Annotated in this window: 14 protein-coding genes; 8 read left to right on the forward strand and 6 right to left on the reverse strand. The window is 68.6% G+C overall.

Features of this window, described 5'->3' with window-relative positions; genetic code table 11:
* Window positions 1-155: 155 nt before the first annotated feature.
* Entirely contained in the window at window positions 156-2723 is a 2568-nt protein-coding gene (topA, locus tag AADI75_RS00530) for a type I DNA topoisomerase (RefSeq protein WP_341207111.1), read from the reverse strand.
* 140 nt (window positions 2724-2863) lie between these two features.
* On the opposite strand from topA, the gene AADI75_RS00535 reads away from it, so the two are divergent.
* On the forward strand, window positions 2864-3280 hold the full coding sequence (locus tag AADI75_RS00535) for a hypothetical protein (RefSeq protein ID WP_341207112.1): 417 nt from the start codon (window positions 2864-2866) through the stop codon (window positions 3278-3280).
* Between the two features lie 87 nt (window positions 3281-3367).
* Here AADI75_RS00535 and dprA read toward each other — a convergent pair whose 3' ends face one another.
* Both dprA and plsY read right to left on the reverse strand, forming a co-directional pair.
* On the reverse strand, window positions 3368-4444 hold the full coding sequence (dprA, locus tag AADI75_RS00540; RefSeq protein WP_341207113.1) for a DNA-processing protein DprA: 1077 nt from the start codon (window positions 4442-4444) through the stop codon (window positions 3368-3370).
* Window positions 4437-5117 (reverse strand): glycerol-3-phosphate 1-O-acyltransferase PlsY, encoded by a 681-nt coding sequence (plsY, locus tag AADI75_RS00545; RefSeq protein ID WP_341207114.1) that lies wholly within the window; start codon window positions 5115-5117, stop codon window positions 4437-4439. Before plsY ends, dprA begins: the two co-directional genes overlap by 8 nt.
* 57 nt (window positions 5118-5174) lie before the next feature.
* On the opposite strand from plsY, the gene murI reads away from it, so the two are divergent.
* Window positions 5175-6005 (forward strand): glutamate racemase, encoded by an 831-nt coding sequence (gene murI / locus AADI75_RS00550; RefSeq protein ID WP_341207115.1) that lies wholly within the window; start codon window positions 5175-5177, stop codon window positions 6003-6005.
* Between the two features lie 103 nt (window positions 6006-6108).
* Window positions 6109-7353, forward strand: coding sequence for a 5-aminolevulinate synthase (gene hemA / locus AADI75_RS00555; protein ID WP_341207116.1), 1245 nt, complete (start codon window positions 6109-6111; stop codon window positions 7351-7353).
* Between the two features lie 28 nt (window positions 7354-7381).
* Here the strand turns inward: hemA and AADI75_RS00560 are convergent, their stop codons facing one another.
* The 3 genes from AADI75_RS00560 to AADI75_RS00570 are packed head-to-tail and all read right to left on the reverse strand — an operon-like array spanning window position 7382 to window position 11390.
* Window positions 7382-8326: a M48 family metallopeptidase gene (locus tag AADI75_RS00560; RefSeq protein WP_341207117.1), complete on the reverse strand. Its 945-nt coding sequence runs from the start codon at window positions 8324-8326 to the stop codon at window positions 7382-7384.
* Window positions 8327-8331: 5 nt separating this feature from the next.
* Window positions 8332-9663, reverse strand: coding sequence for a sigma-54 dependent transcriptional regulator (locus AADI75_RS00565; RefSeq protein WP_341207118.1), 1332 nt, complete (start codon window positions 9661-9663; stop codon window positions 8332-8334).
* Complete coding sequence (locus AADI75_RS00570) at window positions 9660-11390, reverse strand: cache domain-containing protein (RefSeq protein WP_341207119.1); 1731 nt, start codon at window positions 11388-11390, stop codon at window positions 9660-9662. Before AADI75_RS00570 ends, AADI75_RS00565 begins: the two co-directional genes overlap by 4 nt.
* A gap of 192 nt (window positions 11391-11582) precedes the next feature.
* Here AADI75_RS00570 and AADI75_RS00575 point away from each other — a divergent pair, with 192 nt between their 5' ends.
* The 5 genes from AADI75_RS00575 (at window position 11583) to AADI75_RS00595 (ending at window position 18061) form a co-directional block, all read left to right on the forward strand.
* Window positions 11583-13097, forward strand: coding sequence for an alginate export family protein (locus tag AADI75_RS00575; protein WP_341207120.1), 1515 nt, complete (start codon window positions 11583-11585; stop codon window positions 13095-13097).
* Between the two features lie 19 nt (window positions 13098-13116).
* On the forward strand, window positions 13117-14403 hold the full coding sequence (locus AADI75_RS00580) for an MFS transporter (protein WP_341207121.1): 1287 nt from the start codon (window positions 13117-13119) through the stop codon (window positions 14401-14403).
* Between the two features lie 93 nt (window positions 14404-14496).
* Entirely contained in the window at window positions 14497-16533 is a 2037-nt protein-coding gene (locus AADI75_RS00585) for a M3 family metallopeptidase (RefSeq protein WP_341207122.1), read from the forward strand.
* Window positions 16530-17015 carry an asparaginase domain-containing protein gene (locus AADI75_RS00590; protein ID WP_341207123.1) on the forward strand — a complete coding sequence of 162 codons (486 nt, stop codon included), beginning with the start codon at window positions 16530-16532 and terminating at the stop codon, window positions 17013-17015. The genes AADI75_RS00585 and AADI75_RS00590 overlap by 4 nt, the downstream gene beginning before the upstream one ends.
* Complete coding sequence (locus tag AADI75_RS00595) at window positions 17012-18061, forward strand: PLP-dependent cysteine synthase family protein (protein WP_341207124.1); 1050 nt, start codon at window positions 17012-17014, stop codon at window positions 18059-18061. The genes AADI75_RS00590 and AADI75_RS00595 overlap by 4 nt, the downstream gene beginning before the upstream one ends.
* The last annotated feature ends 153 nt before the right edge of the window (window positions 18062-18214 follow it).

Consider the following 18214-nt stretch of genomic DNA (forward strand, 5'->3'; position numbering starts at 1 on the left):
TCGCCAATCCCGTCCGACATCATGCCGATGGCTTTGCCGTCGGCGTTCCACGCGGTTGTCATTGCGAGCGTAGCGAAGCAATCCAGTCACGGACCAGGACGCTCTGGATTGCTTCGCTACGCTCGCAATGACGGTATCGTGCGACGACTTGCCGTTTAGTCTTTCGCCACCGCTTTCTTGGCCGGCGCCTTTTTCGCCGCAGGCTTCTTCTCCGCGGCCGGCTTCTTCGCCGCGGCCTTCTTGGCAGGCGCTTTCTTCTTCGGCTTCGCGGGTGCTGCCGCGGCGCGGTCGTCGATCAGTTGCGCGGCTTCCTCCAGCGTCAACTGGTCGGGCGCGATCGTCTTGGGCAGCGTCGCATTGGTCGTGCCGTCCGTGACATAGGGGCCGTAGCGCCCCTCCATCAGCTTGATCTCCGCCTCGGTGCGCGGGTGAGCGCCGAGCACCTTGAGCGGGGCGCGTGCTGCGCCACGCGCCGGGCGGCCACCGCCGGCCGCTGCCTCGGCGAGCTTGACCACCGCGGCGTTCATGCCGGTCTCGAAAACCTCGGATGTTGACGAAAGTCGCGCATATTTGCCGTCGTGCACGAGGTACGGTCCATAGCGGCCGATGCTGGCGTTGATGGGCAGACCGGTTTCCGGATGTTGCCCGATGGCGCGTGGAAGGTTCAACAAACGCAACGCCATCTCAAGGTCGAGTTCGCCGATGTCCTTCGGAATCGACGCGCGCTTCGCTTCCTTGCCCTCGCCGAGCTGGATGTAGGGGCCGAACCGCCCGCTCTTGCGCTCGACCGGCAGCCCGGTCTCGGGATCCTGCCCGAGCGTTTCCGGCCCGGCATCCTCCGCCGCCGCGTCGCCGCCCTGCGCGAAGCGGCGCGTGAACTTGCAGTCGGGATAGTTGCTGCACGCGATGAACGCGCCGAACTTCCCGCCGCGCAGCGCGAGCTGCCCGGCGTGGCACGCCGGGCACAGTCGCGGATCGCTGCCATCGGCCTTTTCGGGGAACAGGTATGGCGCCAGGAACTGGTCGAGCGCGGCGGTGACCTCGCTCGGCTTCTGCTCCATCACCTCGGCGGTGCGCGGCTTGAAGTCGCGCCAGAACGCCTCGAGCACCGCCTGCCACTGCGCGCGGCCGCCGGACACGTCGTCCAGCTCCTCCTCCAGCTCGGCGGTGAAGTCGAAGCCGACATATTTCTCGAAGAAGCGTTCGAGGAACGCCGTCACCAGCCGCCCGCTCTCCTCGGCGAAGAAGCGGTTCTTCTCGACGCGGACATAGGCGCGGTCCTTGAGCGTCTTGATGATCGAGGCATAGGTCGACGGACGACCGATCCCCAACTCTTCCATACGCTTGACCAGCGACGCCTCGGAGAAGCGCGGCGGCGGCTGGGTGAAATGCTGTTCGGCGAGCACGTCCTTCTTCGCCGGCGCATCGCCCTCGCGCATCCGCGGCAGGCGCTTGGCGTCCTCGCCTTCCGTGTCGTCCTGTCCTTCCTCGTAGAGCGCCAGATAGCCGGGGAAGAGCACCACCTGACCGGTGGCGCGCAGCACGTTGCGCCCGGTGCCATCGGCCAGCTCGATCGTGGTGCGCTCCATCCGCGCCGACGCCATCTGCGACGCCAGCGCGCGCTTCCACACCAGATCGTACAGCCGCGCGTGGTCACCCGAGCCGACGCGGTCCTTCGAAAAGTCGGTCGGGCGGATCGCCTCGTGCGCTTCCTGCGCGTTCTTGGCCTTGGTCTGATACTGGCGCGGCTTGTCCGGCACGTAGCTGCCGTCGTAGCGACCGGCGATCGCGGCGCGCGCGGCGGAGATGGCGCTGCCGTCCATCTGCACGCCGTCAGTCCGCATATAGGTGATCGCGCCATCCTCATAGAGCTGCTGCGCGATCCGCATCGTGTGATCGGCGGAGAAGCCGAGCTTGCGCGCCGCCTCCTGCTGGAGCGTCGAGGTGGTGAAGGGCGGCGGCGGGTTGCGCGTCGCCGGCTTGGTCTCGACCGACTGGACCGAGAAATTGCCGGCCTCGACGTCCGTTTTCGCCTTCAGCGCGTCGCCCTCGTTGCCGATCGACAGCCGGTCGAGCTTCTTGCCCTGCCATTGCACCAGTCGCGCGGCGAACGGCGTGCCGTCCTGCTCCATGCTGGCCACGACCGACCAATATTCCTGTGCGCGGAACGCCTCGATCTCGCGCTCGCGATCGACGATCAGCCGCAGCGCGACCGACTGAACGCGGCCCGCCGATTTGGCGCCGGGCAGCTTGCGCCACAGCACCGGCGAGAGCGTGAAGCCGACCAGATAATCGAGCGCGCGCCGCGCGCGATAGGCGTCGATCAGATCGGTATCGAGGTCGCGCGGCGCCTGCATCGCCTGCGTCACCGCTTGTTTGGTGATCGCATTGAAGGTGACGCGCTGGACGTCCTTGGGCAGCGCCTTGCGCTTGGCGAGCACCTCTTGGACGTGCCACGAAATCGCCTCGCCCTCGCGATCGGGGTCGGTGGCGAGGATCAGGCGGTCGGCGGTCTTGGCGAGATCGGCGATCGCCTTGAGCTGCTTGGTCTTGTCGGCGTAATTTTCCCATTCCATCGCGAACCCCTCGTCGGGGTTCACCGAACCGTCGCGCGGCGGCAGGTCGCGGACGTGGCCGTAGCTGGCAAGGACGCGATAGTCCGAGCCGAGATACTTCTCGATGGTTTTGGCCTTGGCGGGCGATTCGACGATGACGAGCTGCATGGCGGCGGTAGGAGATCCTTACGTGTACGCGTGAGGGTGGGGAGTACGGACAAGGGCGTCAAGCGTCGGTAGACCGGCCCGTCACGCGTCGGTCATCGAGCCGCGGTATCGTTGCGCGAAGGCAATGAGAGAGGGGTATCATGGCAAAGATCCGTTTCGTCCTCGCCGCGACGGCGTTGTTCCTGGCGGTTCCCGCCGCCGCGCAGGCTCCGGGATCGACGGCGTCATGCCCGAACGGCCAAGTGACCCGCGTGCGCCTGTCGACGATCAAGCCCGGTTCGACCATGGCCGACTTCCAGGCCGCGGTCGCCGCGCACATCGCGTGGTACAAGGCGCATGGCTTCAAGATCGACCAACGGGTGGCACCGATCGTGGCGTACGATCCGGCGACCAAGCAGCCGAAGCAATCCGCGACCGAGGTGATGACCTTTGCCACCGGCGACTTCGTGCCCCAAGAAAAGCAGGACGATGGCTGGAAAGCCTTCGTCGCCAAATATCGCGCCGTTTCTGACCTGGTGATCGACAAGCCGGTGTGCATGCCGCAGGCGGCGGACTGATCGCTATCGTGACTTCCCCTTGGGCGCGCCGCGTCCCCGCGTGACCGCCGATCGTCGTCGCCCCGGATCATGTCCGGGGCGAAGGGCTTAGGACAGGCTCACTCTGCCGCCCGCATGGCGTTCGAGACGGCCGGCGAGTTCCAGTTCGAGCAGCACCATCTGCACCACGGCGGGGTCGCAGCCGGACTGGCGGACCAGTTCGTCGACCGCGACCGGGACCGGACCGAGCAGCGATCCGATGCGCGCGCGCTCGGCATCGCTTGCATCTTCGGGCGGGGGTGCGCCCCAGCGGCCGGCGGGCGCGCGGACCGCTGCGCGGGCGTCGATCGGGCGGAGCTGTTCAAGGACGTCGGCGGCGTTCTGGATCAGCGTCGCGCCGTCGCGGATCAGCGCGTTGCAGCCCTGCGCACGCGGATCGGACGGGTGGCCGGGCACCGCCATCACCTCGCGCCCCTGCTCGCCGGCCAGCCGCGCGGTGATGAGCGAGCCCGATTTCGGCGCGGCCTCGACCACCACCGTGCCGAGCGCGAGCCCGGCGATGATGCGATTGCGGTGCGGAAAGTGGCGCGCGCGCGGCTCGGTGCCCGGCGGCATCTCGGCGATCAGCAGCGCTTGTGTCGCGATCCGGTCCTGGAGCGCTTCGTTCTCGGACGGATAGACGACGTCGATCCCGCCGGCGATCACCGCGATCGTCGCCGCGCCCGCGCCCTCGTGCGCGGCGGTGTCGATCCCGCGTGCCAGCCCCGAAACGACGCTCGCGCCCTCGGCGGCGAGGTCTTGCGCTAGCCCCCTCGCAAAGCGGCACGCCGCCGCCGAGGCGTTGCGTGCGCCGACCAGCGCCACCGGGGTGCGGCGCACCAGCGACAGGTCGCCGCGAACGGTGAGCACTGCGGGGGCATTGTCGATCTCCGCGAGCAGCGCGGGATAATCGGGGTCGCCGAGGAACAGCAGTTGCGCGCCGAGTTTCTCGACGAGCTGTCGCTCGCGCGCGACCGCCGCGATCGGGGGTGGGGCAGGGACACGGCCACCGCCGCGTCGGGCGAGATCGGGGAGCGCATCGAGCGCCGCTGCGGCGGTGCCGAACCGCGCCAGCAACTGCCGATAGCTGACCGGCCCGATCGACGGCGTGCGGATCAACCGCAGCCGTGCGGTCGTCTCATCCACCGGCGTCCTCGCCCGCGGCCTCCGCGGTCGCACCCTTGGTGCCGCCGACGCGGGGTTCGGTGCCGTCGACCAGTCGCGCGATGTTGGCGCGGTGCTTCCACAGCACGATCGCGGCCAGGGCGAGCAGCAACGGCACGAGATCGAAATCGCCGAGGATCGCGGCGGTGACCGGCGTGCTGATCGCCGCGGCCATCCCGGCCAGCGACGAGATGCGCGTGATCGCCAGCAGCCCGAGCCACAGGATCGCGAACACCAGCCCGAGCGGCCAGCCGAGCCCGAGCGCGACGCCCATCAGCGTCGCGACGCCCTTGCCGCCGCGAAAACGCAGCCACATCGGATAGCAATGGCCGATCATCGCGCCCGCCGCCGCGAGCGGTTGCTCGCCGGGCCACAGCCAGGCCACCAGCAAAACCGCGACCAGCCCCTTGGCGAGATCGAGCAGCAATGTCGCCGCCGCCAGCCCCTTGCGGCCGGTGCGCAGCACGTTGGTGGCGCCGATATTGCCCGAGCCGATCTGCCGCAGGTCGCCCGCGCCCGCCATCCGCGTCAGCACAACGCCGAACGGAATCGAGCCGAGCAGATAGCCGATCAGCAAGGCTGCGGCCGGCGCAATCCAGATAATCTCGGTCGGCAGTGTTCGATCCCCCTCGACCGCGAGCTTTAGCCGAAACATTTCGGGTACGCCACCGGCAGCGTTGCCCTGACTAATCGATCCGGACTAGGTGACGGTGTGATTGACACAGCGCCGATCCTGTTCTTCGATTCCGGTGTCGGCGGCTTGTCGGTGGTTGCGCCGACGCGTGTGCTGCTGCCGAACGCACCGATCGTCTACGCCGCCGATTCGGCGGGTTTCCCGTACGGCACGCGGAGCGAGGCGGAGATTGCGGCGCGCGTGCCGGCGCTGCTGGGACGGCTGGTCGAGCGTTATCGACCGCGCCTGGTGGTGATCGCGTGCAACACCGCCTCGACGATCGCGCTGGCGGCGGTGCGTGCCGCGCTCGACGTCGGGGTGGTCGGCACCGTGCCCGCGATCAAGCCGGCGGCGGCGATGAGCCGGTCGCGGGTGATCGGGGTGCTTGGCACCGCGGCGACGGTGCGCCAGCCGTATGTCGACGATCTGGCGGCGCGGTTCGCGAGCGACTGCACGGTGTTGCGCTACGGCTCGGCCGCGCTGGTCGAGATCGCGGAGGCGAAGCTGGCGGGTTGCGCGCCCGATCCGGCCGCGCTGACGCGCGAGCTGGACGGGCTGTTCGCGCAGCCGGGCGGCGGCGGGATCGACGTGATCGTCAACGCCTGCACCCACTTCCCGCTGCTGGAGGCGGATATGGCGGCGGTCGCGCCGGCGGGGGTGCGGTTCGTCGATGGCGGGCCGGGGATCGCGCGGCGGATCGTGCATCTGACCGAGGGGCAGGCGTGGCCGGTACAGGTGGGGCCGGCACAGGTGGGGCCGGCGCAGGCGGGGCCGGCACAGGCGGAGGATGTGCTGGTGTTCACGCGGCTTGGCGAGACCGAGCGGCGGCTGGCGTCGGCGCTCGGCTTCGCACGGGTCGAGGCGCTGTAGACGCTGGAGCATGGGGGTGGGGCAATTTGTCCACCCTTTTCGATTAGTGAGAGTGCGGTTCTGCGCTGGCCATTGCCGGTCGGAGGGAGTAATCGCGGGCACCATGAAGACGGAGAGCATCGAAGCGCGCGGCGTCGATTATTCGCGCGTGTTCACCCAGGCGATCGACCGGCTTCATGCCGAAGGCCGATATCGCGTGTTCATCGACATCCTCCGCAACAAGGGCATGTTCCCCAATGCGCGGTGCTTTGCGGGGCATAACGGGCCGAAGCCGATCACGGTCTGGTGCTCGAACGACTATCTCGCGATGGGGCAGCACCCCAAGGTGATCGCGGCGATGGAGGAGGCGCTGCACGACGTCGGCGCGGGCTCGGGCGGCACGCGCAACATCGGCGGCAATACGCATTACCACATCGACCTCGAAGGCGAGCTGGCCGATCTGCACGGCAAGCAGGCGGCGTTGCTGTTCACCTCGGGCTATGTGTCGAACGAGGCGACGCTGTCGACGCTCGCCAAGGTGCTGCCGGGCTGCATCATCTATTCGGACGAGATGAACCACGCCTCGATGATCGCGGGGATCCGCAACTCGGGGTGCGAGAAGCGCGTGTTTCGGCACAACGATCTCGCGCATCTCGAGGAATTGCTTTCCGCCGACGATCCAGCGATGCCGAAGCTGATCGCGTTCGAGAGCGTCTATTCGATGGAGGGCGACGTCGCACCGATTGCGGCGATCTGCGACTTGGCCGACAAGTATAATGCGCTGACCTATCTGGACGAGGTCCATGCGGTCGGGATGTACGGCGCGCGCGGCGGCGGGATTTCGGAGCGCGACGGGGTCGCGGATCGGCTGACGATCATCGAGGGGACGCTGGGCAAGGCGTTCGGGGTAATGGGCGGCTATATCGCGGCCGATCGCACGATCGTCGACGTGATCCGCTCCTATGCGCCCGGGTTCATCTTCACGACCTCGCTGTCGCCGGTGCTGGTGGCGGGCGTGCTGGCGAGCGTGCGGCACCTGAAGCAGTCGAGCGTCGAGCGCGACGGGCAGCAGGCGGCGGCAGCGACGCTGAAGGCGATGCTGCGCGACGCCGGGTTGCCGGTGATGGCGGGCGAGACGCATATCGTGCCGGTGATGGTCGGCGATCCGGTAAAGGCCAAGAAGATCAGCGACATCCTGCTCGCCGAATATGGCGTGTACGTGCAGCCGATCAATTATCCGACCGTGCCGCGCGGCACCGAGCGGCTGCGTTTTACGCCGGGGCCGGCGCATGACGAGACGATGATGCGCGAGCTGGTGGACGCGTTGGTCGAGATCTGGGACCGGCTGGAGCTGCGCGCGGCGGCGTGAGGGTTCGCGTCGCAAGGACGGGGCCCGGTTAGTCCAGGCCCTCGTCGCGTCGCGCCAACAGCGGCGGCTGGTAGGGCAGTGGCGCATCCTTCGGCATCGTCGCCAGTTCCCGCTCGATCGCCGCGGCGCGATCTTTCGCCGACGGGTGCGTGCGGCTGTGGAACATGCCGCCGTCGATCTTGCTGCCATAGTCGCGCCAGAAGCGCACCGCGAGCTGCGGGTCCCATCCGGCGTTGCGCAACAGGTACGCGCCGAGCAGATCGGCTTCGGTCTCGGTCTGGCGGAACAGCCGCGCGTTGCGGCCGAATTCGGAGAGCAGCCCCCATTTGACCCCTGCCGCCTCCAGCCGCGCACGGTGGCGCAAGATCGCATGGGCGAGTTCGTGCGCGACGACGACCGCGATCTGGTCATCGCCGAAGCGCTCGAACAACGCACCGCCGACCTGCACGACATGCCCGTCCGACGAAGCGCCGAGCTTGGCGCCGGTCAGTACCTCGAACTCGACGCGGCAGCCGGGGCGCGGCTGGACCGTCAACTCGCGCGCCGCACCGTCGCGCCGCAGTGTCAGCGCGATCGGCGCGGCGACCGGCAGCGCCGCGATCCGCGCCTGTGCCGCGTCGCGGGTCGCGCTGGTCATTGCGTCGCCCGTCGTCACGGGCGGCAGCGGCTGCGCGTCGATCGCGGTGACGCCGTCGTTGGCGAGCACGCCGGCCTGTGCGGCGGGCGCACCGGGCACGACCAGTTCGACCGCGACCGGCGCGGCGAAGGCGCTGCGCAACTCGGGAGGATATTGGTCGGCGGCGTGGAGTGTCGCGCCGATCACCGGTTGCTGCTCGCGACACAAGGGCGCGTTAGCGGTCGTCAACCGCCACGCGATCGCCGCGAGCCGCTGGTCGACCTCGAGCAAGCTCGGCGCGGCAGCGGCTGGCAGCGCGACGAGCGCCAGCAGAACGGCCAGGAAACGGAACAACATACGCATCACTCGGGCTGGCGGGCGGTCGGGCGGAAGGCGGCGGGCTCAATGCCGTGGCGCTGCATCCGGTCGTACAGGCTGCGGCGGGGCAACTGCAACTCCGCCGCGGCCGCGCCGACATCGCCGCGCACCCGCTCCAGCGTGGCGCGGATCGCCGCCGCCTCGAAGCGGTCGACGCGCTCCGACAAGGGGAGCTGTTCGGCGGGCTGGGTCGCGCCGCCATCGACGCCGAGCACGACGCGCGCGGCGAAGTTGCGCAGCTCGCGGACATTGCCCGCCCAATCGTCGCTGACCAGCCGCGCCTCGACTGCGGCGTCGATCATCGGCCGCTCGCGCCCGAAGCGCTCGGCGGCTTCGCCGAGAAAATATGCGAACAGCAGCGGCACGTCGGCGCGACGCTCACGCAACGGCGGGATGCGCAACCGCACCGTTTCCAGCCGATAGAGCAGATCGGCGCGGAAGCGGCCCTCGGCGGCGGCGGTCGACAGGTCGGTCTTGGCAGCGGCGACGACGCGCAGGTTGACGACGCGCGGCGCGGCGCCCGGCTGCGGCAATTCGCGCTCCTCGACGACGCGGAGCAACTTGCCCTGCAACGCCGGAGACATGCTGTCGATCTCGTCGAGGAACAGCGTCCCGCGATCGGCGTCGGCGATCCGACCTGCCTGCGTGCGGTTGCCGAACAGCGCCTCGTCGGCGATCGCATCGGGCAGTGCCGCGCAATCGACCGCGACGAACTGCCGGGTGCGACGATGGCTCCAGCGGTGGAGCAGCAGCGCGACCAATTCCTTGCCGGTACCCGTCTCGCCCTCGATCAGCACATCGACATCGACGTCGGCCAGTTGCCGGATCGTCTCGCGAAGGCGCACCATCACCGGCGTCTCGCCGATCAGCGGATAATGCGTCTCGGCCTCGGCGGCGGCGACGCGCAGCCGGCGGTTTTCGAGCACCAGCCGCCGCACGTCGAGGGCACGGCGCACGCTGGCGATCAGATGATCGGCGGCGAACGGCTTGGCGATGAAGTCCCACGCGCCCTTTTTGAGCGCCGCGACCGCGGTGGCGATATCGCCGTGGCCGGTCATGAGGATCACCGGCAGTTCGGGGTCGCGCGCGGCGACCGCCTCGGCGAGCGCATGGCCATCCATGCGCGACATCCGTATGTCGCTGACGACGACGCCGGGAAAGTCAGCGCCGAGCTGCGTCAGGGCGGCGCGCGCATCAGCGAACGGCTCCACGTCGATCCCGGCGATCGCGAAACTGTCCGCGAGCGCGGTGCGCAGCCCGTCGTCATCGTCGATCAGCACCACGCGCATCGCGCCGGTGGAGGAGGAGTCGCTCATGCGCGCTTCACCGATGCCATGAACGCCGCGCCGCCGAGCGGCGAGGACACGATCCGCAAGGCGCCGTCGAACTGCGTCATGATGTCACGCGCGATGCCGAGCCCGAGGCCGAGGCCATCGGGCTTGCCGGTGACGAATGGGCTGAACACGTCCTCGCCCAGCGCCGGGTCGATCCCGCCGCCGTTATCGGCCACAATCAGGTTCACGCATGTCTCCCGCTCCTCCACCAACAGGGCGATGCGCGGATCGTCGCGCCTTGCCACCGCATCGACCGCATTGTTGAGCAGGTTGACGAGCACCTGCTCCAGCCGCACCCGCCCGGCGATCACCGCCGGCTGCCCACGCACCGGCCAATCGACCGCCACATTCGCGGCGCGCAACCGGTCGCCGACCAACAGCAAGGTGCCGTCGAGCACCTCGTCGAGCGCGATGGTCTCGATCCGCCCGCTGCCGCGCCGCGCGAAGCGGCGCATTTCCTGCGTGATCGAGCCGATCCGCGCCGTCAGCGCCACCGCGCTCTCCAGCGTCGCGGCGACACGATCGTTCCGCCCCGCGGCGAGATGGTGCTGCGCGTTCTCGGCCAGCGTGCGGATCGTCGCGACCGGCTGGTTGATCTCGTGCGCCAGCCCGGCGGTGATCGAGCCCAGCGAGGCGAGTCGATTGGCCTGCGCCAGTTCCTCGCGCGCGGCGCGGAAGCGCTGGTCGGCATCGGCGCGCCGCTCCATCTCGGCGCTCAGCTCGGCGGTGCGCTCGGTCACCGCCGCCTGCAATTGCGCGCGTACCGTCGCGGCGCGCGCCAGCCGCGTCGTCCGCCATGCGAGCAAGGCGGCGAGCAGCAACAGCACCAGCGCGAACGTGGCGGTCGCGAGCCGCGCGAGCCCCGCCGCCTCGCGCAGCGCGCGCGCGATCGGCACGACGCGCACCAATTGCCAGCCGGGGACAGCGAGGGGGGTAGCGATCGTCAGTTGCGTCGGATCGGTGCCGGGGCGGACGTGCGTGAGCGGCAGCGGCGCCGTACCGAACTGCCCGCTGGCCCGCACCGCCGCGCGCGTCGCGGGGGAGAGCGGGCGTAGCGTGCGCAGCGCCTCGCGCGGGTCGGTGGTGGCGAGCACGATGCCGCGCCCGTCGACCAGCAGCGTCGTGCCGGGATCGTTGCTCCACGCGCGCGTCACTGCGTCGAACTCCACCTTCACCACGACCACCCCGGTCGGACCGCGCGGCCCGTCGATGCGGCGGCTGAGGAACAATCCGGGCCGTCCGCTGACGTTGCCGAGCGCGAAATATTCGGCACTGCCGTCACGCATCGCCAGCCTGAAATAGGGGCGGAAGCGATAGTCGTGCCCGACGAAGCTGTCGGCGCGCGTGGCGTTCGAGGCGGCAACGGTCATGCCGCGGGCGTCGATCGCGTAGATGACCGCAGCGCCGGTGCGCTCCGCCAGCGGGGCGAGCTTGCGATCGAGCCGGCGCGCCGCGTCGGCGCTGGTGCCGCCCGACAGTGCGTCGCGCAAGTCGCTGTATTCGCTAAGAACGATCGGCAGGAGCCGGTATTTGTTCAGTTCGCTGTCGAGCAGCCGTGCCTGTTGGCGGGCGGTGCCGAGCGCGGTGGCGCGGGCTTCGTCGCGCGCGCGCCCGGCGGTCCAGGGGGCGACGGCGAGATAGAAGAGCATCGCCGCCGCGATCACCGCCAGCGGCACCGTCAGCCGAAGGGGAACACGCAAGCGCGACATGCGTGCAGGATATTGCAACGTCATGCGTGAAGTCACGCGGGATTTCGCCCGCGGTCGCTTGATCCATCTTAACCTTTCCAAAAAGTTACGAGTGTTTTCATGTTTTTAGCATACGGCCTCGCTGGTTTTTGCGATCGCGCCTGTGCACGGCATGCTGTGCGCAAGCCGAGGAACACGGCGAGAGAGGACCGAATGTACAGCAATTTCAATCGCGCAGAGGCGAAGGTGGCGCGTGGCGTCGCCGTTCGCACGCTGCTGCTCGCCACGCCTGCACTCGCCGATCCCGCCGCATCGCCGCAGGTCACCGGGACGAAGGAAGCGCCCGCGACGCCGTCGGTGGTCGGCTATCCGGCGATCGGGAACGGTGAGGGCACCGTTTCGGGCAAGTACAACGTCTCGCGCTGGGCCGAGGACTGGCGTTCGATGCGCGATCCGGCCAAGCGCGACGATCCGCTCGACCGGCTCAAGTTCCTGCCGCTGACGCCCCAAGGCGACGTCTATCTGACCCTGTCGGGCGAGTTCCGCTTCCGCGTGCAGGAGACCACCAACCCCGACCTGCGCGACCGTGAGGCGCAGCGGCAGGACCGCACGCGCGTGTATGTCGGCGCCGACCTGCATCTGGGCGAGCATGTGCGTTTCTACGGCGAGCTGGCGCACGCGGGGGTCAGCGGCGTCAATATCGGCACCCCGGCGGCGAACATCACCAACAAGCTGACGCTGCAACAGGGGTTCGGCGAGATCATGGGCCGGATCGGCGGTGCCGAGGTCGGCGTGCGCGGCGGGCGACAGGAGTTCTCGGACGGGCCGAACCTGCTGACCTCGGTCCGCGACGACCCGACGCTGCACTTCGTGCTCGACGGCGTGCGCGGCTATGTGCGCGGCAAGCGCGTGCGTGCCGACGTGTTCGACCTGCGCTACGTCAATTATGGTAGCGAGGGGCTGGGCGACGACCGGACCGACCCGTCGCGACGCTTCAGCGGCGTGACCTTCGGCTATGCGGTGCCGGGCGACTTCCTCGGCACGTCGAAGCTGTTCTTCGATCCGTTCGTGTGGCGGCTGCGCAACCGCGCGGCCGTCTGGGGCCGGCAGACCGCGCGCGAGGAGCGGATGTTCTACGGCCTGCACCTGTACGGTGACGTCGATCGCGCGACGATCGACTGGACGGTCAATTATCAGGGCGGCGACTTCAACGACCGCAAGATCAGCGCGTGGCAGGCGTTCATCGCGCAGACGTGGCGCGTCGCCAAGGCGGCCACCGCGCCGCGCATCGGCGTGCACATCGATTACGCGAGCGGCGGCGGCGGGGCGAGCGGGCAGGGCGACCTGCGCACGTCGAGCGGGTTGTACGGCAACAACATCTATTACAGCTACCAGCTGTTCCTGACCCCGACCAACCTGCTGGCGATTTCGCCCAACGTCACGGTGCAGCCGGTCAAGAACCTGCGCGTCACGGGCGAATATACGATGGCCTATCGCCCGAACGAGAACGAGGCGGTGTATCGCGCCTCGGGCGCGGCGTTCGCCAATACGCAGAACGTCGCGGGCAAGCATATCGCCGACCTGATCCGGATGCAGGTGGTGTGGGCGCTGACCCCGCGCATCTCGTTGACCGGACGCTATGAGCATATGATGGTCAAGGATGCGCTGGCGAACGCCGGCTTCAAGAACTCGGATTTCCTGGCCGGCTGGGTCAGTTTCCGGTTCTGACATAACAAGGAGAGACGCGATGGCGGGAACGCCGGGCACCGACAATCGACTGAAATCCATTATCGGAGGATCGACCGGCAATCTGGTCGAATGGTTCGATTGGTACGTCTATTCGGCGTTCACGCTCTATTTCGCGCCGCACTTCTTTCCTTCCGAGGATCGGACCGCGCAATTGCTCAGCGCGGCGGCGGTGTTCGCGGTCGGCTTCGTCATGCGCCCGATCGGCGCGTGGATCATGGGGATCTATGCCGATCGCAAGGGGCGCAAGGCCGGTCTGACGCTGTCGGTGACGCTGATGTGCGCGGGATCGCTGATCATCGCATGCACGCCGGGGTTCGAGACGATCGGGCTCGCCGCGCCGGCGCTGCTGGTGCTCGCGCGGTTGATGCAGGGGCTGTCGGTCGGCGGCGAATATGGTGCGAGCGCGACGTATCTGTCTGAAATGGCGGGCAAGGACCGGCGCGGGTTCTTCTCGGCGTTCCAATATGTCACGCTGATCTCGGGCCAATTGCTGGCGATCATGGTGTTGCTGATCCTGCAGGCGGTGATGGACAAGCCCGCGCTGGAGGCATGGGGCTGGCGCATTCCGTTCGTGGTCGGCGCATTCCTTGCGGTGGTCGTCTTCTACCTGCGGCGCGGGCTGGCCGAGACGCAGAGCTTCAAGAACGCGCATGCCAAGGAGGCGCCCAAGTCCGGGTTCGGCGCGCTGCTGAAGAACCATCCGCGCGAAACCGCTTTGGTGATGCTGCTGACCGCGGGGGGCACGCTCGCCTTCTACGCTTATTCGATCTACATGCAGAAATTCCTGGTCAACACCTCGGGCTTCTCCAAGGAAGTCGCGACGCAGATCAACGCCGTCACCTTGTTCGTCTTCATGCTGCTCCAGCCGGTGGCGGGCGGACTGTCGGACAAGATCGGGCGCAAGCCGCTGATGGTCGCGTTCGGAGTCGCGGGGGTGCTGTTCACCTATCCGATCTTCTCGGCGCTGGAGGCGACGCGTAACCCGGTGACTGCCGGGCTGCTGGTGATGGCCTCGCTGATTATCGTCACTGGCTATACGTCGATCAACGCGGTGGTGAAGGCGGAGCTGTTCCCCGCGCATATCCGCGCGCTGGGCGTCGCATTGCCGTATGCACTGGCGAACACGCTGTTCGGCGGGACCGCCGAATATGTCGCGCTCAGCTTCAAGAGCCATGGCTGGGAACAGGGCTTTTACTGGTATGTCACGGTGATGATCGGGCTTTCGCTGCTGGTGTATCTGCGGATGCGCGACACCGGGCGGAACAGTTTGATCAGCGAGGATTGATCCTCCTCGTCGCCCCTGCGGAGGCAGGGGCGACGGTGGGTGGAGCAGGCGGGGTGGTTTCCCTCGCCCTCGTGCATCGCTACATCGGCGCGCATGACCGATACGTTGCTCGACCCGCTCGTCCTCCCCGATTTCGCCGCGCTGACCCCGGAGGCGATCGCTCCGGCGCTCGACGCCGCGATCGCGCGCCATGCCGAGGCGGTGGCGATCGTCACGCGGGACCGCCCGACGACGTTCGACACCGCATGGCTGCCGCTCGAACGCGCCGAGGCGGGGGTCGATGCCCTGTGGTCGGCGGTGTCGCATCTGCGCGGGGTGGCGGACACGCCCGCGCTGCGCGCCGCGCATGCCGCGGGGCAGGAGAAACTGGTCCAGCATTTCATGGCGGTAGCGCAGAACCGCGACCTGTATGAGGTGCTGACCGTGCTGGCGGCGTCGCCGGCCTTCGCCGATCTGCCGCAGGCCGATCGCGTCGCGGTGGAACATGCGATCCGCGACTTCCGGCTGGCGGGCGTCGCGCTCGACGCGGCGGAGCGTGAGCGGTTCGCGGCGGTGTCGGTCGAGCTGTCGGCACTGTCGACCGAATTCGGCAGCGCGGTGCTCGACGCGACCGACGCCTGGACCTGCCACGTCACCGACGAGGCACGGCTGGCGGGCATTTCCGCGCCCGACAAGGCGATGTTCGCCGCCGCCGCGCAGGCCAAGGGGCTGGACGGCTGGCTGGTCACGCTCCAGCAGCCGAGCGTCAATGCGGTACTGACCTTCGCCGAGGATCGCGAACTGCGCGCCGACGTGTACCGCGCCTATGGCACGCGCGCGTCGGATCAGGGGCCGAACGCGGGCGCATTCGACAACGGCGCGCGGATCGCGCGCATCCTCGAACTTCGGCGCGAGGCGGCGGCGCTGCTCGGCTTCCCCGATCCGGTCGCACTGTCGCTGGAAACCAAGATGGCGCCGAACGCGGGCGAAGTGCTCGCCTTCCTGCGCGATCTCGGCCAGCGCGCCAAGCCGGCGGCGCAGCGCGACCTCGATGCGCTGCGCGCGTTCGCGGCGGAGGAACTGGGGATCGCCGATCTCCAGCCCTGGGATGCGGGGTTCGCCGCCAACCGGCTGCGGCAGGCGCGCTATGCGGTCGACGAGCAGGAGGTGCGCGGCTATTTCCCGGTCGAGCGCGTCACCGCCGGCTGGCAGACGTTGCTGACGCAATTGTTCGGGCTGCGGCTCACCCGCCGCGACGACGTGCCGCTCTATCACCCTGATGCGCATTATTACGACGTCGCGGACGACAGCGGCGCGGTGTTCGCCGGCCTGTATCTCGACCTCCATGCGCGCCCCGGCAAACGCGGCGGCGCGTGGATGGCGCAGGCGCGGCCGCGGCTGCGCGACGGCAACACCGTCCGCGTGCCGGTCGCCTATCTGGTGTGCAATTTCGCGCCAAAGGGCGAGGGGCAGCCGTCGCTGCTGAGCCACAGCGATGTCGTGACGTTGCTCCACGAAACCGGGCATTGCCTCCACCATCTGTTCACGCGCGTCGACCGGCCGTCGATCGCGGGGACGAGTGGGTTCGAATGGGATGCGGTCGAGCTGCCCAGCCAGTTGATGGAGGATTTCGCCTGGGATCGCGCGGTGCTGACCGCGATGTCGGGCCATTACGAAAGCGGCGCGCCGCTGCCGCCCGAATTGTTCGACCGGATGGTCGCGGCGCGGCGCTTCCAGTCGGGGATGTTCATCGTCCGCCAGCTCGAATTCGCGCTGTTCGATCTGCTGCTCCACCTCGGCACGATCGGCAGCGACCCGATGGAGGTGATCGAGGCGGTGCGCGACGAGGTGTCGGTGCTGCGCCCGCCGGAATGGCATCGCTTCCCGCACGCCTTCAGCCATATCTTCGCGGGCGGCTATGCCGCCGGCTATTACAGCTATCTGTGGGCGGAGGTGCTCGCCGCCGATGGCTTCGGCAAGTTCGCGGAGAACGGGCTGGTCGATCGCGCGACCGGCACCGCGCTGCGCGAGGAAGTGTTGTCGCGCGGCGCGACGCGCCCGGCGGCGGAGAGCTTCCGCGCGTTCCGCGGGCGCGACGCCGATCCGGTGGCGATGCTGGTCCGCCACGGCCTGCTGGAGGACGCGCGATGAGCGTGCTGATCCTCACCACCGGCGGGACGATCGACAAACTCTATTTCGACGCGCTCAGCGAATATCAGATCGGCGACAGCGTGGTCGACCGGTTGCTCAAGACCGCGCGCGTCGCGCTGCCGTTCCGCGTACAGGAGCTGCTGCGCAAGGACAGTCTCGAACTGACCGACGACGATCGGGCATTGATCGCCGACGCGGTCGCCGAGGCGCCGGAGAAGCGGATCGTCATCACGCACGGCACCGATACGATGACCGACACCGCGAAGGTGCTGGCGGGCAGGACCGACAAGACGATCGTGCTGGTCGGCGCGCTCGCCCCGGCGCGGTTCGCGGAGAGCGACGCGACGTTCAACCTCGGCATGGCGTTCGCCACCGCGCAGGTCGCCGCACCCGGCGTGTGGATCGCGATGAACGGCACGATCTTCGACGGGACGAAGGTGCGCAAGGATCGCGCGATCAACAGCTTCGTCGCCGCCGAATGACGCGCGACTGGCTGGCGGAGGCGATCCGGCGGATCGAGGCGGATTACAACCGCAGCGCCGACACGCATCTGATCCAGGTCGATCTGCCGCATCACGACGGCATCCAGCTCTATCTGAAGGATGAGAGCAGCCACCCTACCGGCAGCCTCAAGCACCGGCTGGCGCGCTCGCTGTTCCTCTATGCGCTGTGCAACGAATGGATCGGGCCGGACACCTGCGTGATCGAGGCGTCGTCGGGGTCGACCGCGGTCAGCGAGGCGTATTTCGCGAAGATGCTCGGGCTGCGCTTCATCGCGGTCGTGCCGGCGGCGACCGCCGCGCCCAAGCTGGATGCGATCCGCTTCCACGGCGGCGAGATCCATGCGGTCGACGATCCGCGCAGCGTCTATGACATCGCGCAGCGGCTCGCGCGTGAGACCGGCGGGCATTATCTCGACCAGTTCACCTATGCCGAGCGCGCGACCGACTGGCGCGGCAACAACAATATCGCCGAAAGCATCTTTGCGCAGATGGCCGAGGAGGAACATCCGGTTCCGGCGTGGATCGTGTGCGGGGCGGGCACGGGGGGCACCTCGGCGACGATCGGGCGCTTCATCCGCTATCGCCGCCATGCGACGCGGCTGTGCGTCGCCGATCCGGTCCATTCGATCTTCCATCGTCATTATGCCGATCGCCGCGCGGTCGCGCTGCCCGAGGGCTGCGCGTCGCGGATCGAGGGGATCGGGCGGCCGCGCGTCGAGCCGAGCTTCGTGCCCGGCGTGATCGACCGGATGATCGCGGTTGACGATGGCGACAGCATCGGCGCGATGCGCGCGCTGGGGCAGGTGCTCGGGCGGCGCGTCGGCGGATCGACCGGGACCAACCTGTGGGCGTGCGCGCAGCTGATCCGCGAGATGGCGGCGGCGGGCGCGCGCGGGAGCATCGTGACGCTGCTGTGCGATGGTGGCGATCGCTATGGCTGTACGTATCACGATCCGGCGTGGCTGGCGGAGAGCGGGCTGGAATGGGAGCGGGCGGAGGTGGAGATGGCGGCGCTTCTCAACTAACTCCGTCATTCCCGCGAAGGTGGGAATCCAGAGCCTCTGGCGCGGCGGCCCTTGCGAAAACCTGCGCGTCTGGATTCCCGCCTTCGCGGGAATGACGGGGGAGGAGGCGAAACCCTCGACCCACATCAGCCGCGGGCCATTACGGCTTCCCCG

Source organism: uncultured Sphingomonas sp. (genome assembly GCF_964021865.1).
Lineage (GTDB): Bacteria > Pseudomonadota > Alphaproteobacteria > Sphingomonadales > Sphingomonadaceae > Sphingomonas.